The following is a 13,443-nucleotide window of genomic DNA, read 5'->3' on the forward strand; positions in this document are numbered from 1 at the left end:
ACGTGGGGTTCGACGCGATCGAGGTCATCGTCGCCAAGCGGGACCGCGGCGAGCTGTCGGCCGCCCAGATCGACTGGGTGATCGACGCGTACACGCGCGGCGAGGTGGCCGACGAGCAGATGTCGGCGCTGCTGATGGCGATCCTGCTGAACGGCATGAACCGCAGGGAGATCGCGGACTGGACCCAGGCCATGATCAGGTCGGGGGAGCGGATGGACTGGTCCGCCCTCGACCGGCCCACCGCCGACAAGCACTCCACCGGCGGGGTCGGGGACAAGATCACTCTGCCGCTGGCCCCGCTGGTCGCCGCGTGCGGCGCGTACGTGCCGCAGCTGTCCGGGCGCGGCCTCGGGCACAGCGGCGGCACGCTGGACAAGCTGGAGTCGATCCCCGGCTGGCGGGCGTCCCTGTCCAACGAGGAGATGCTCGGCGTGATCCACTCGGCCGGCGCGGTCGTGTGCGCGGCGGGCGCGGGCCTCGCGCCCGCCGACCGCAAGCTCTACGCGCTGCGCGACGTCACCGGCACGGTCGAGTCGATCCCGCTGATCGCCTCCTCGATCATGTCGAAGAAGATCGCCGAGGGCACGGGCTCGCTGGTGCTCGACGTGAAGGCCGGCTCGGGCGCGTTCATGAAGACCGTGGACGACGCCCGGGAGCTCGCCCGGACGATGGTCGAGCTCGGCACCGACGCCGGGGTGCGCACGGTCGCCCTGCTGACCGCGATGGACCGGCCGCTCGGCCTGAAGGTCGGCAACGCGCTGGAGGTGGAGGAGGCCGTCGAGGTGCTCGCCGGCGGCGGCCCGGCCGACGTGGTCGAGCTCACCGTGCGGCTGGCCGAGGAGATGCTGGAGGCGGCCGCCGTGCCGGGCGCCCGGGATCCCGAGCAGGCGCTCAAGGACGGCTCGGCGATGGACGCCTGGCGGCGCATGATCGGCGCCCAGGGCGGCGACCCGGACGCGCCGCTGCCGAAGGCCGCCGAGTCGGCCGTGGTGACCGCTCCCGCCTCGGGCACGCTGGTCACGCTCGACGCGCTCAAGGTTGGCGTGGCGGCCTGGCGGCTCGGCGCCGGACGGGCCCGCAAGGAGGACCCGGTGTCGGCGGGCGCGGGCGTCGTCCTGCACGCCAAGCCCGGCGACGAGGTCCGGGCCGGCGCCCCGCTGATGACCCTGTACGCCGACGAGGCCGGCCGGTTCGACCGGGCCCTCCAGGCGCTCGACGGCGCGTACGAGATCGGCGTGGACGGCGGCGCGGACCTGCTGCCCCTGGTCATCGACCGCGTCACCGCCTGACCTCCCGCGCGTTCCGGCCGGGCTCAGCGGGGGATGAGCAGCGCGCCCATGCCGACGAACAGGCCGCCGGTGAGCAGGTCGAGCCTCTTCCTCAGCCGCCCGTAGCCCCTGGTGATCCACGGGCTGCCGGCCAGGAAGGCCACGGCGGAGAACCAGGCGAACGCGACGGCCAGCATCGCGCCGAGCGTGACCGTTCGCATGACGAGGTTCGCGTGGTGCGGGAGCAGGCTGGCGAACAGGGCGCCGAAGAAGACCAGAGCCTTCGGGTTGGCGAGGTTGGTCAGCAGCCCGGCGCGCCACTCGCGCAGTCTGCCCGGACGGCGCGCGGCGATGGCCGGCGGCTCGTCGTCGGCCTGGGGCGACCGCTTGCGGGCGGCGCGGATGGTCGCGACGCCGAACGCGACGAGGAACAGCGCGCCGGCGACGCGGGCGGCGGTGTAGAGCCACTCGAACCGCTGGACGAGCATGGTGACGCCGAACAGACCGGCGACCGCCCACACCCCGATGCCGGTGACGACGCCCGCGGCCACGCGTACGCCGCTGCGCCGTGACCCGCCGGCCGAGTGTCTGAGCACGATGAGGAAGTCGGGGCCCGGGCTCATCACGACCAGGATCCAGACGCCGAGCAGGGGGAGTATCGGCAACCACGACATGGGCTGGTCCTTCCTGGCCGGTCTGGCCGGCCGTGGGGGGATTCGATCGGCTCAGCCGGTCACGGGCGAGGCGATGACGACCGTGACGTCCGCCGGGCCGTCGCCGGTGCTGTAACGGTGCGGGCGGTCGCCGGCGAAGGCCAGCAGGTCGCCCGGCGCGAGGAGGCGGGGGTCGTCGGCCGGCCCGGCCGTGACCTCGCCCGCGGCGACCAGCAGGTGTTCGACGGTGCCGGGGGCGTGCGGGATGCCGTCGAGGTCGGTGCGCGGGGGCATGCGCAGCCGCCACAGCTCCAGGCTGTGCCCGCTGCCGATGCGGCGCAGCAGTTCGCGTGTCGGACCGTCGGCGGCCGCGAGCGTCGAGGGCAGGTGGACGGGACCGGCGTCGGTGTCCCTGGTCAGCAGGTCGGTCAGGGGAATGTGCAGGGCCAGGGCGACGGCTTCCAGCGTCTCGATCGTCGGATTGCCGGTGCCCGCCTCCAGGCTGGACAGCGTCGCCTTGCCGAGACCGGCCCGGCGGGCGAGCTCGGCCGCGCTCATCCCGCGCTGCTGCCGGCGCAGCCGGATCTGCGCACCGATCGCCGCCGCCGCCCCGCTCACGATGTCATTCTGAAATGAACCATACGTTCATTATAACGAACGATAATTCGTGTCGGTCTCGGCGAGCGCGTCGCCGAGGGGCGTGCGGTAGTACAGGACGGACCGCCCGGCGCGGCGGCGCCGTACGAGACCGGCGTCGAGCAGCACCCTGAGGTGGCGGCCGACGGACCCGAGCGGCCGGCCGGTGAGCGCCACGAGGTGGGTGGTGCTCTTCGGCGCGGCGAGCAGCACGAGCACCCGTGCCCTCGCCGGTCCGAGCAGCCTGCCCAGCGCCTCGGACGCCGCCGGGCCGCCGGGCGCCGAGCCATCGCATCCCCGGCCGCATGTCGTCGAGCGCGGTCTCGGGCGGGGTCGCGCGGACGCGGGCCACCTCCTCCTCGAAGACCGCGTCGCCCTCGCCCGGCGGTGCGGGCGTGAGGAAGTCGGCGATCCAGCCGCGTCCCCGCGCGGCCTTCAGCAGCAGCGCGGTGACCGGATCATCGGCCAGGTGAGCGCGGTACGCGGGCAGGTGCGTGTCGAGCCAGGCGCGCTCCGCCGGGTTCCGGGCCGACGCCTTCTCCAGGCTGAGCAGGCAGGCGGTGGCCTCGGCGAGCGGGGACACGACGAACCGGCTCTCCGCGAGAGTGTCGGCGTTCACCAGCCACCAGCCCACGTTTCGCCTCCCCGCGAAACAGTAACGGCGACATGGGGTGCCGATGGAAGGTCCTGCCATGCGTACTTATCGGGACCTCTTCCGCACGCCCGAGTTCACGCCCCTGTTCGCCTTCTCCTCCGCGCAGGTGGCGGCCTCGACCATGAGCGGCCTGGCGCTGGTGTTCTGCGGCGGCACGGTCGTGCTCGCCGTACCCGGCCTGCCGCTGTGGGCGCTGTTCGCCGTCGTCCTCGGCATGGGGCTCGCCGCGTCCCTCGGCAGCGGGGTCAGGTTCGGGCTGCTCAACGAGATCCTGCCGAGGGACGGATACCTGCTGGGCCGTTCGGTGCTCAACATGTCAGCCGGCGTCCAGCAGATCGTGGGTTTCGCCGCCGGTGGCGTGCTCGTGACCGCCCTCTCCCCGCGCGGCACCCTGCTCGTGGGGGCGGGGCTGGACCTCGCCGCCGCCCTCGTCGCCCGATGGGGGCTCGCCGCCCGTCCGCCCCGGGCACAGGGACGGCCCTCGCCCGCCGAGACGTGGCGGACCAACCGAAGGCTGTGGTCGTCGCCGGCGCGCCGTCGTCTCTACCTGGCCCTGTGGGTGCCCAACGGACTGATCGTCGGCTGCGAGTCGCTGTACGTCGCCTATGATCCGCGGCATGCCGGGACGCTGTTCGCCTCCGCCGCCGCGGGGATGCTCGCGGGAGACACCCTGCTGGGGCGGTTCGTCCCGAAGTGGTGGCGCGAGCGGCTGAGCGCTCCGCTACGGCTGCTGCTGGCCGTGCCGTACCTGGTCTTCCTCCTGCGCCCGGCCCTGCCGCTCGCGGTCGCGGCCGTGGGGCTCGCCTCGGCCGGATACTCGGCCGGCCTGCTTCTCCAGGAACGCCTCATGGCCGTCACGCCCGAGGAGATGAGCGGCCAGGCGCTGGGGCTGCAGTCGTCCGGCACGATGACCATGCAGGGGGTCGGCGCCGCGATCGCCGGTTCCGTCGCCCAGCTCACCTCGGCCTCGGCCGCCATGGCCGCGATGGCCGCGGTCTCCGTCGCGGTCACGCTGGCCCTGGCGCCCGGCCTGCGTCCGGAGAGATATGGGAAAGTCTCATGTGCGTAGAGATCAGGGCTTCGTGACCGGCGGTGCCGGGGCGGGCCGTGACGGAGGGAGGCACGTGTCCAGGGACATCCGGCATGTCGAGATCGGCGTCGCCGATCTGGCCCGTTCGCTCGACTTCTACCGGAGCCTGCTGGACCTCGCCGAGGTGGAGGGCCCCGCCGGAGAGGCGGGGGTGGCCTGGCTGACGGCGGGTCCCGTGCTGCTCAAGCTCGTCGAGACGGGCGACGGCGACCTCGGCGGCTGGGTGAACGACGACCTCCAGCGCGGCATCCGGCACATCGGCTTCAAGGTCGGGGACGTCGACCTGCGGGCCGAGCGCGTACGCGACGCCGGGGTGCCCTTCACGCTCCCGCCGCTCGACGCGGTCGGCGGCGTGCGCATCGCGTTCTTCCAGGACCCGGACGGCACGCACCTGGAGATCACCGACAACTACCTGCGGTATCACCGCGTCGCCTCGCCCGAACTCGCCGAACGCGAACGGCTGGCCACCCTGAGCAGGCCGCGTACGGCGCCGCCGGTTTTCGACCATGTGGCGGTCACGTCGGGAGGGCTCGACGCCGCGCTGGCCTTCTACCGCGACACCCTCGGGTACGAGGTGATCGGCCAGATCACCCAGGACCAGGATCCTCGGGGCTTCCTGATCACCTACCTGCTGGCGGGGCCTGCCGTACTGGAGGTGTTCACGTTCACCGCGGCGACGACGCCGAGTCCCTGGACGGCCGACCCCGGCCGGCGCGGCTTCCGGCACGTCGCCCTCGCCGTGGACGACCCCGGGAGGGAGGCCGGGAGGCTGGTCGCGTCCGGCGCCCGGGTCGCGGGGGACGGACTGCTCGTCGACCCGGACGGCGTCCCGTTGGCCCTCGCGGGCACCGCCTGACCGACCCGCCCGTGGCGGTCAGGCCTGGCGGGAGGTCGCGTCCTCCGGAGCGGCGTCCTCGGCCGGTTTCGCGCAGCCGGCGTCGACGAGGTGCGGGAACAGGTGCGCGGACAGAACCGCTCTGTGGGTGGGGGTCGCCTCGGCGTGCCGGCGGCGGCCCTCCTCGGTGATATGCACGAACACTCCGCGCCGGTCCGCCTCGCACAGGGCGCGGGCGACCAGTCCTTCGCGTTCCAGCCGTGCGATGAGGCGGGAGAGCGCGCTCTGGCTCAGGTGGACCTGGTCGGCGAGCCCCTGCACGCGGAACTTGACCTCGCCCGGCTCCTGGCAGGACGACCGGCCCTCCGCGAGGCGCTCCAGCACCTCGAACTCGCTCACTCCGAGCCCGTGCTTGTCGCTGAGCTCGCGCTCCAGGACGCATGACACCTCGGCGTGACGGGCGAGCAGCGCGCGCCAGGCCATGACCACGAAATCGGTGTCGGTGTCGTTCATGCGAGACCGCCTTTCTGCGCGCGACCATACCACCCACGCAAACTACATGCAACAACATTAAATGCTTGTGCATTGAATGCGCGTGCATGTAAGTTCTGGCCCATGATTTCCTCCACCAAGGACGAGCGCTGGGGGGCCCGCCTGTGGGGTGCCCTCACGGTGCTCTGCGCCGTCGTGTTCCTCGACGCCCTCGACGTGTCGATGGTCGGGGTGGCGCTTCCGTCCATCCAGGCCGATCTCGGGATGACCACCACCTCGCTGCAGTGGGTGGTGAGCGGTTACGTGCTGGGGTACGGCGGTCTGCTGCTGCTCGGGGGCCGGACCGCCGACCTGCTCGGCCGTCGCCGGGTGTTCCTGTCGGCCCTGGTCCTCTTCGCCGTCGCCTCGCTGCTCGGCGGGCTGATGAGCGACGGGACGCTGTTGATCGCGGCCCGTTTCGCGAAGGGCGTCAGCGCCGCGTTCACCGCGCCGGCCGCGTTGTCCATCATCACCACGACCTTCGCCGAAGGACCCGCCCGCAACCGGGCGCTGAGCATCTTCACCGCCTCCGGCGCCAGCGGCTTCTCACTCGGGCTGGTGCTGTCCGGCGTGCTCACCGAGATCGGCTGGCGCTGGACGTTCCTCATGCCCGTACCGGTGGCCATCATCGCGCTGGTGGCCGGGGCGCGCCTGCTGGAGCGGAGCGATGAGCGCGGGGAGGGCGGCCACGACCTCCTCGGCGCCGTGACCATCACGGCCGCGATGCTGCTCATGGTCTTCGCCGTGGTCGAGGCGCCCAAGGTGAGCGTGGTGCGCACCGTGGTGTCGCTGGCGGCGTCCGCCGCCCTGGTCGGCCTGTTCGTCCGGCTGGAGCGGAGGGTGCGGCACCCGCTGGTCCGGCTCGGCATCCTGCGCTCCGCACCGCTCGTCCGGGCCAACGTCGGGCTGGTCATCCTGTTCGGCTCGTACGTCGGCTTCCAGTTCGTGGCGATGCAGTACTTCCAGAACCTGCTGGGCTGGAGCGCCCTGACGACCGCGCTGGCGTTCCTTCCGGCCGGACTGCTGGTCGCGGTCGGCTCGACCACGATGGGCAGGCTCGCCGACCGCTTCGGCACCGCGCGCCTCATCGTGGTGGGGTCGGTCGCGCTGCTCGCGGGCTACGCGGTGTTCCTGCGGGTGGACCTGCACCCCGGCCTGTTCACGATGGTGCTGCCCGGCATGCTCCTGCTGGGCGTCGCGTTCGCGCTGTCCTTCCCCTCGCTCAACATCCAGGCGACCGCCGGGGTCGACGACGAGGAGCAGGGGCTCGCCTCCGGGCTGCTGAACACCTCCGGGCAGGTCGGCGGCGCGGTGGTGCTGGCGATCGTCACGGCCGTCCTCACCGCGGGGGCGGACGGCGGTGACCCGATCACCCGGTTCCGCGCCGCGATCCTGGTCTCGGCCGGGTTCGCCCTCGCCGGCCTGGCGGTCGCCGTCTCGGGGCTCCGGTTCCGGCGGCCGGTCGAGGCCAGGGAGGAACCGGTGCCGGAACTCGTCTGACCACCTCGCCGCTGCGAGCCCGGGGGAGCGTGGGCCCCCGGGCTCGTGGCGGGCGCCGCCCACTGCGACACTGGTCGGCATGGTCAGGAAGATCGAGGGACCCACCCGGGTGCCGGTGCCGGGCGGGAAGGTCATCGACGAGTACGTCGGCCGCGTCAACAGCGGCGACGAACAGGTCTCCATCGCCCACATGGTGGTGCCCGCGGGCTGGAGCGAGCCCGCGCAGGCCCCCGCGTTCGCCGAGTACACGCTCGTCCTCAAGGGATCGGTCGTCGTGGAGCACGAGGGCGGGGCGACCGTCGTGGAGGCGGGCCAGGCGTTCGCCAGCGAGCCGGGAGAGAAGATCCGCTACAGCGCCGGGCCGTCCGGCGCCGAGTACGTGGCGGTCTGCCTGCCCGCGTTCTCCCCGGACACCGCCAACCGCGAGGACTGAGCGTCGGCGGATCTCGCCAGGCCGCCCGATCCGGGTCCGTGGATAGGATTGCCGGATGTACGACCGCGGTGAGGAGGGCGATTGACATCCTCCCCTCCCTGAAGAGAGAGGATTCCAACCCTCACAGGTTGGTCTTCCTGTTTCGCCGCCGGTCGCCTCGTCCGAGAGGGCTCTCGTTGAGGTCTTACACCAGCTCCACAGGCGTTTCACCTCTCCGCCAGCCCGGCGGCGAGGATGTTGTTGGCGGCGTTGACGTCCCGGACATGGACCGTGCCGCAGGCGCACTCCCATTCCCGGACGTGCAACGGCATCGCCTCGTGCAGGGTCCCGCAGGCCGAGCACAGCTTCGAGCTGGGAAACCACCGGTCGATCACCACGAGTTCCCGCGCGTACAGGCGGGCGACCCTCACCCTGGCCTTGGCCCGATTGCCGCTGCCTGCGGTTTTGCGGGCGAGCGCACGCTGAGCCCTGGTCAGCGCCCGCCGGTCGGCCCGCTCATGCCGGGGGTTGGTGATCTTCTCACCGGTCGACAGGGTGACCAGGGCGGTGATCCCCGCATCCACACCAACCGCGCCCCCGGTGGGGGCGAGCGGATCAATGGCCTGCTCCACCAGGATGGACACGAACCAGCGCCCCGCCGCGTCCTTGCTCACCGTCACCGTGGACGGCTGCGCCCCCTGCGGGAGCGGACGCGACCACACGATGTCCAGCGGCCCGTCCATCTTCGCCAGCGTGAGCCGGCCGTCCCGCCAGCGGAACGCCGAGCGGGTGTACTCGGCCGACGCCCGCGACTTCTTCCGCGACTTGAACACCGGATACCTGGCCCGCTTGGCGAAGAAGTTCGCGAAGGCGGCCTGCAGGTGCCGCAGTGCCTGCTGCAGCGGCACACTGGACACCTCGGCCAGGAACGCCAGCTCTTCGGTGCGCTTCCACGCCGTCAGCGCGGCCGAGGACTCGGCGTAGGAGACGCGGGCGCTTTCCCTGGTGTAGGCGCGGGTACGTTCTTCAAGGGCCTTGTTGTAGACCAGGCGCACGCACCCGAACGTCCGGGCAAGCTCGGCGGCCTGCGCGGAGGTCGGGTAGAAGCGGTACTTGTAGGCCCGCTTCACCGTCTGCGCCACGCCGCACATCATGCCACCCGATCAGTTGACGATCGCGTGAATTCGTACAGCGGTTCGCTTTGCGGCGAAACGCCTATCCCTGCCCTGCCCCCGCAGGCAGTCCGATTCCTCCTCCGCCCGAAGGCGGGGGTTTCTCGGAGGCTTTGATGAACGAGTTGCCCACTCTGGAGGAGATCCGCAGGGTGCCCAAGGTGCTCCTGCACGACCATCTCGACGGCGGGCTGCGGGCCGGGACGATCGTGGAGCTCGCCCGGGAGTGCGGACACGAACTGCCCACGTACGACCCGGACAAGCTGGGGGCCTGGTTCAGGGAGGCGGCGGACTCGGGGTCGCTGGAGCGTTACCTGGAGACGTTCGCCCACACGGTCGGGGTCATGCAGACCCGTGACGGGCTGGTCAGGGTGGCCGCCGAGTGCGCCGAGGACCTGGCGGACGACGGCGTGATCTACGCCGAGGTCCGTTTCGCGCCGGAACAGCACACCTCACAGGGCCTGTCGCTGGACGAGGTCGTGGAGGCAGTGCTGGAGGGGTTCCGGCTCGGCTCGGCCGCACCGGACGGCGGCACGCGCATCAGGGTCGGCACGCTGCTCACCGCGATGCGCCACCAGGCGCGCTCGATGGAGATCGCCGAGCTCGCCGTACGCTACCGGGACCTCGGCGTGGTCGGGTTCGACATCGCGGGCGCGGAGGCCGGATATCCGCCCACACGGCACCTGGACACCTTCGAGTACCTCCAGCGGGAGAACGCCCACTTCACGATCCACGCGGGGGAGGCCTTCGGACTGCCGTCGATCTGGCAGGCCATCCAGTGGTGCGGCGCCGACCGGCTGGGCCACGGGGTGCGGATCATCGACGACATCACGGTGCCGGCGGACGGCGAGGCCAAGCTCGGCAGGCTCGCGGCCTACGTCCGCGACAAGCGCATCCCGCTGGAGATGTGCCCGACCTCCAACCTGCAGACCGGGGCCGCCCCGTCGATCGCCGAACACCCGATCGGCCTGCTGCGCCGCCTGTACTTCCGCGTGACGGTCAACACCGACAACCGGCTGATGAGCGGCACCAGCGTGTCGCGGGAGTTCGCGGAGCTGGTGGACGCCTTCGGCTACGGCTGGGACGACCTGCAGTGGTTCACCGTCAACGCGATGAAGTCGGCGTTCATCCCGTTCGACGAGCGGCTCGCGCTGATCAACGACGTGATCAAGCCCGCCTTCGCACGGATGCGGCAGGGCGCGTGAAGCCGCAGGTCTACCGGTCCAAGCTGGCCTGGATCTTCGGGTGGGCCTGGCTGGTGTTCGCCGCCTGGAACACCTGGGACCTGATCGCCCACGGCCGGATGCCCAGCGCGCTGATCGCGGGGGCGGTGCTCGGCGTCATCACGGCCCTGGTCTTCGTCATGGCGCTGCGGCCCGCCATCCTCGCCGAGGAGGGCGGGGTCCGCGTCCGCAACGTGCTCAGGAACGCCTACATCCCTTGGAACGCCGTCGACGACCTCTCGGTCACCAGCGCCATCGTGATCGAGTCGGGCGGGACGGCCGTACGCTGCTGGACACCGCAGGCCACGGCGCGGGAGCGGGCCAGGGCCGCCGGGCAGGCCGTCAAGGCGGCCTCGTCGAAGGACCGCGTCGAGCGGGCCACGGCGGCCGTGGGCGGACGCACCCACGCCGACTGGGTGGCCCAGCAGCTTGAGGAGATGAGCAGGTCGCGCCGGCAGACGTCCACCGGCGAGACCCGGGTCACCTGGTCGCCCTCCGCCCTGGCCGTCCTGGCCGCCGCGCTCGTGCTGGTCGTGGCCGCCGTCGTCCTCTCCTGATCAGGAGGCGGGGAGCGGGGGCGGAGCACGCACCGCGGCCTGGCGCGCGCCGCGCGTCCTGCCCGTGCGACGCCGGGGTGGTCGTCGTTTGCCGAAGGGGTCCGAGTGCGTCTGGCGCGGATGATCGTCGTCGTTGTGCTGGCCGCGCTCGCGAGCGTCTACGTGGTCGCGGGCGCGCCGATCGCGCTGGCGGTGTTCGGCGTGCAGGTCCTCTACCTGCTGAAGTTCAGGAAGTGGTGGCTGCTCGCCGCGCAGGCCGCCCTCGTCTACACGGCGAGCGTCATCGGCGGCGTCTCCACCGGGATCCTGGGCTTCCTGGCCGGTGCGCTGCTGCTGACCAGTGCCCATCGTGATACCGCACGCGTGCTCGCGCCGCTGGTGGTGGCGAGCGCGGCGCTGATCGACGCCGCCCGCGGCGGGGCGACGGCCGACGCGACGATCACCGTGGTGCTGGTCGCGCTGGTCGTCTTCGGTCTCACCCGGCTCGTGGAGCGCGCGGGCGAGATGTACGCCGCCCGGCTCTCGCTGGCCGCCGCGGCCGTGGGCGCCGAGCGGCTGCGCCTGGCGGCCGAGCTCAACGACGGCCTCGGGCGGAGCCTGGAGGTGATCGTCGACGGCGGCCGCCGCGCGCTGGCGGAACCCGACGGCGCGGCCGAGGTGCTGGCTTCGGTGACCGCTACCGCGCGTGCGGCACTGGCCGACGCCCGCGCCGCCTCCGCGAACTACCGTGCCACGTCCCTCGCTCCCGAGCTGGTCACGGCGAGGGCGATGCTCGACGCCGCGGGAGTCGCCGTCGAGGTGCGCGGCGGCCACACCGAGCCTCTCGGCCCCGGTGGGGCGCTGTTGGCGAGTGTGCTGCGCGAGGCCGTCACCGACGTGCTGAGGCGGGGCACCGCCCGGCTGTGCGTCATTGAGACGAGCGAGCAGGGAGACAAGGTGCGGCTGCGTGTCGTCGACGACGGCCACCGCACCGCCGAGGGCCCCGACTTCGACGGGCTCCGGCTGGAGGAGGCGGGCGGCACCCTCGCCACCGGTCTGTCCCCCACGGGACGATTCGTGGTGGAGGCGACGCTTCCCCGCAGTCCTTCCATCGAGGCGCCGCCGGGCGCGACGGGCGCCGGCGACGCCCGTGCTCCGGAATCGTCGGCGGAGGGAGAACGGCGCCGGTTCCTGCCGAGGTTCGCCGGCGACGCGTCGTACGCCGTGTCGGTCACGGTGCTCGCGGCCGTCCTCGTGGGCTTCAGCGTCAAGGCGCTGCTCCAGCTCTCCGGCGCCCTCGTGGTCCCGGCCGCGGCGTGCCTCGCCGTGATCGTCGTCATGCAGCTCCGCTCCGTGAACGGGCGTCACATGGTGGCGCTCGGGGTGATGGCGGTCCTCACGTACGCGCCTGTTCCGGTCTTCGGGCCCGTCTGGCTCGGAGCGGCGGGCTTCCTCGCCGGGCCGGTCCTGCTCGCGTTCCCCCGGCGGGCCGCGTGGCCGGCGGCGGCGGCGATCGTGGCGAGCGTCGCCGGGGCCGGGATGCTGTTCGGCCTGCCCGCCCCCGTCCTCGCCAACAGCACGATCAGCGCGCTCGTCACCGGGCTGGTGGTCTACGCCCTGCTCCGCCTGGCCCAGATCGTGAAGGAGCTCCAAGCCGCGAGGGAGAGCCTGGCCCGCTCCGCGATCGTCGAGGAGCGTCTGCGCGCCGCCCGCGACCTGCACGACCTGCTCGGGCACTCCCTGGCCGCGATCCTGCTGACCTGTGAGCTGGCCCGCCGCCTGGAGAGCCCGCGGGAGCGGATCGAGGAGATTGTCGCCATGGCGGAGGGCGCGCGGGCGGACCTGCGTTCGGTGTCGGGCGAGCAGCGGGAGCTGTCCCTGGCCGCCGAGGTGGAGTCGGCGCGCACGGTGCTGTCGGCCGCCGGGATCCGGGTGACCGTGGAGCCGGTCGAGCCGGACCTGCCCGCCGAGGTCGAGACCGTGCTGGGCACCGTGCTCAGGGAGGCCGTGACGAACGTGCTCAGGCACAGCGAGGCCCGCCACTGCGCGATCACGATGCGCGCCGACGAGACCGGGCTGCGGCTGCGGGTGCGCAACGACGGCGCGCGGCCGGGGGAGACACGGCGGGGGTCGTCGGGCATCGGCAACCTGACCACCCGCCTCGCGGCCCTGGACGGCCGGCTGACCTCGCACGCCGACGGCGACCGGTTCACGCTGGACGCCTGCGTGCCCCACCGGGCGCCGCTGCCCGCGCGAATCCGGATCGAGCCGACCCCTTAGATCGAGCCGCGCCCCTGGATCGAGCCGGCCGCTAGATCCAGCCGGCCTCGGTGGCGATGCGCACGGCGTCGGTCCGGTTGCGGGCGTTGAGCTTGGTCACGATCACGGTGAGGTAGTTGCGCACCGTGCCCGCGGCCAGGTGGAGCCGCGCGGCGATGTCCGTGGCGTCCGCGCCGGCGGCGGCCAGGCGCAGCACGTCGGCCTCGCGTGGGGTGAGCGGGTTGTCCGCCAGGTCCCAGGCGGTGACCGCGAGCGAGGGGTCGAGCACCCGTTCCCCGGCCGCGACCTTGCGGATGGCGGTCACCAGCTCGTCCGGCGGCGCCGTCTTCAGCACGAATCCGGCGACACCCGAGCCGAGGGCACGGCGCAGGTGTCCCGGCTTGCCGTACGCCGTCAGCATCAGAGCGCGGCAGGCGGGCAGGCGCGTGCGGAGCTCGGCCGCGGCCGCCAGGCCGTCCAGCCTGCCGGGCATGTCGATGTCGAGGACGGCGACGTCGGGTCGGTGGACCAGCGCGGCGGCCAGGGCGGCCTCTCCGGACTCCACGGTCGCGACGATCTCCAGGTCCTCCTCCAGCCCGAGCAGGGCGGCGAGGGCGCTCCTGATGACGTGCTGGTCCTCGGCAAGGAGTACGCGAATCACGCGGATATGTCT

The 13,443-nt window shown here is 72.7% G+C and carries 14 protein-coding genes and 1 pseudogene; 9 read left to right on the forward strand and 6 right to left on the reverse strand.

Translation table 11 applies throughout. The annotated features are described in order from the left end of the window. Positions 1-2: 2 nt before the first annotated feature. Positions 3-1,289, forward strand: a complete 1,287-nt coding sequence (locus tag HHX37_RS12400) for a thymidine phosphorylase (protein ID WP_182885472.1) — start codon at positions 3-5, stop codon at positions 1,287-1,289. A 23-nt stretch (positions 1,290-1,312) separates the two neighbouring features. Here HHX37_RS12400 and HHX37_RS12405 read toward each other — a convergent pair whose 3' ends face one another. Genes HHX37_RS12405 through HHX37_RS35725 form a run of 3 tightly spaced genes read right to left on the reverse strand, consistent with a single transcriptional unit; the run spans position 1,313 to position 2,776 of the window. Continuing rightward, positions 1,313-1,942, reverse strand: a complete 630-nt coding sequence (locus HHX37_RS12405; protein WP_182879708.1) for a LysE family translocator — start codon at positions 1,940-1,942, stop codon at positions 1,313-1,315. 51 nt (positions 1,943-1,993) lie between these two features. Then, the gene (locus HHX37_RS12410) at positions 1,994-2,539 is read right to left on the reverse strand and encodes a helix-turn-helix domain-containing protein (protein ID WP_220498737.1); all 546 of its coding nucleotides are present in this window, start codon (positions 2,537-2,539) and stop codon (positions 1,994-1,996) included. 30 nt (positions 2,540-2,569) lie between these two features. Further along, positions 2,570-2,776, reverse strand: a complete 207-nt coding sequence (locus tag HHX37_RS35725; RefSeq protein ID WP_220502822.1) for an ArsR/SmtB family transcription factor — start codon at positions 2,774-2,776, stop codon at positions 2,570-2,572. A gap of 86 nt (positions 2,777-2,862) precedes the next feature. Between HHX37_RS35725 and HHX37_RS35730 the strand changes: the two genes are divergently transcribed. From HHX37_RS35730 to HHX37_RS12425, 3 genes are all read left to right on the forward strand, one after another. Further along, on the forward strand, positions 2,863-3,030 hold the full coding sequence (locus HHX37_RS35730; RefSeq protein ID WP_220502823.1) for a hypothetical protein: 168 nt from the start codon (positions 2,863-2,865) through the stop codon (positions 3,028-3,030). A gap of 219 nt (positions 3,031-3,249) precedes the next feature. After that, a complete protein-coding gene (locus HHX37_RS12420) occupies positions 3,250-4,281 on the forward strand; it encodes an MFS transporter (protein WP_182885473.1) in 1,032 nt (343 codons plus the stop codon). Between the two features lie 55 nt (positions 4,282-4,336). Then, positions 4,337-5,158: a VOC family protein gene (locus HHX37_RS12425; protein WP_182879709.1), complete on the forward strand. Its 822-nt coding sequence runs from the start codon at positions 4,337-4,339 to the stop codon at positions 5,156-5,158. 18 nt (positions 5,159-5,176) lie between these two features. Here HHX37_RS12425 and HHX37_RS12430 read toward each other — a convergent pair whose 3' ends face one another. Then, positions 5,177-5,650, reverse strand: coding sequence for a MarR family winged helix-turn-helix transcriptional regulator (locus tag HHX37_RS12430; RefSeq protein WP_182873997.1), 474 nt, complete (start codon positions 5,648-5,650; stop codon positions 5,177-5,179). A 102-nt stretch (positions 5,651-5,752) separates the two neighbouring features. Between HHX37_RS12430 and HHX37_RS12435 the strand changes: the two genes are divergently transcribed. Together HHX37_RS12435 and HHX37_RS12440 are read left to right on the forward strand one after the other, a co-directional pair. After that, positions 5,753-7,168, forward strand: a complete 1,416-nt coding sequence (locus HHX37_RS12435) for an MFS transporter (RefSeq protein WP_182885474.1) — start codon at positions 5,753-5,755, stop codon at positions 7,166-7,168. 79 nt (positions 7,169-7,247) lie between these two features. Then, positions 7,248-7,601: a cupin domain-containing protein gene (locus HHX37_RS12440; protein WP_182885475.1), complete on the forward strand. Its 354-nt coding sequence runs from the start codon at positions 7,248-7,250 to the stop codon at positions 7,599-7,601. A 122-nt stretch (positions 7,602-7,723) separates the two neighbouring features. Here HHX37_RS12440 and HHX37_RS12445 read toward each other — a convergent pair. Then, a pseudogene (locus tag HHX37_RS12445) lies at positions 7,724-8,731 on the reverse strand (RNA-guided endonuclease InsQ/TnpB family protein); the annotation flags it as partial. A gap of 137 nt (positions 8,732-8,868) precedes the next feature. On the opposite strand from HHX37_RS12445, the gene HHX37_RS12450 reads away from it, so the two are divergent. From HHX37_RS12450 to HHX37_RS12460, 3 genes are all read left to right on the forward strand, one after another. After that, positions 8,869-9,957: an adenosine deaminase gene (locus HHX37_RS12450; RefSeq protein WP_182885477.1), complete on the forward strand. Its 1,089-nt coding sequence runs from the start codon at positions 8,869-8,871 to the stop codon at positions 9,955-9,957. Next, complete coding sequence (locus HHX37_RS12455) at positions 9,954-10,532, forward strand: PH domain-containing protein (protein WP_182885478.1); 579 nt, start codon at positions 9,954-9,956, stop codon at positions 10,530-10,532. The genes HHX37_RS12450 and HHX37_RS12455 overlap by 4 nt, the downstream gene beginning before the upstream one ends. A gap of 120 nt (positions 10,533-10,652) precedes the next feature. Beyond that, a complete protein-coding gene (locus HHX37_RS12460) occupies positions 10,653-12,791 on the forward strand; it encodes a histidine kinase (RefSeq protein ID WP_220502824.1) in 2,139 nt (712 codons plus the stop codon). A 31-nt stretch (positions 12,792-12,822) separates the two neighbouring features. Here HHX37_RS12460 and HHX37_RS12465 read toward each other — a convergent pair whose 3' ends face one another. After that, complete coding sequence (locus HHX37_RS12465; RefSeq protein WP_182879714.1) at positions 12,823-13,431, reverse strand: response regulator transcription factor; 609 nt, start codon at positions 13,429-13,431, stop codon at positions 12,823-12,825. Positions 13,432-13,443 lie beyond the last annotated feature (12 nt).

This window comes from Microbispora sp. H10885 (assembly GCF_014161415.1).
In the GTDB taxonomy this organism is placed as follows: domain Bacteria; phylum Actinomycetota; class Actinomycetes; order Streptosporangiales; family Streptosporangiaceae; genus Microbispora; species Microbispora triticiradicis.

Coding starts and splice junctions, on each gene's coding strand:
- HHX37_RS12405 (WP_182879708.1), bottom strand. CDS start 1,942: ATGTCGTGGTTGCCGATACTCCCCCTGCTCGGCGTCTGGATCCTGGTC.
- HHX37_RS35730 (WP_220502823.1), top strand. CDS start 2,863: ATGTCGTCGAGCGCGGTCTCGGGCGGGGTCGCGCGGACGCGGGCCACC.
- HHX37_RS12420 (WP_182885473.1), top strand. CDS start 3,250: ATGCGTACTTATCGGGACCTCTTCCGCACGCCCGAGTTCACGCCCCTG.
- HHX37_RS12430 (WP_182873997.1), bottom strand. CDS start 5,650: ATGAACGACACCGACACCGATTTCGTGGTCATGGCCTGGCGCGCGCTG.
- HHX37_RS12435 (WP_182885474.1), top strand. CDS start 5,753: ATGATTTCCTCCACCAAGGACGAGCGCTGGGGGGCCCGCCTGTGGGGT.
- HHX37_RS12440 (WP_182885475.1), top strand. CDS start 7,248: ATGGTCAGGAAGATCGAGGGACCCACCCGGGTGCCGGTGCCGGGCGGG.
- HHX37_RS12450 (WP_182885477.1), top strand. CDS start 8,869: ATGAACGAGTTGCCCACTCTGGAGGAGATCCGCAGGGTGCCCAAGGTG.
- HHX37_RS12460 (WP_220502824.1), top strand. CDS start 10,653: ATGATCGTCGTCGTTGTGCTGGCCGCGCTCGCGAGCGTCTACGTGGTC.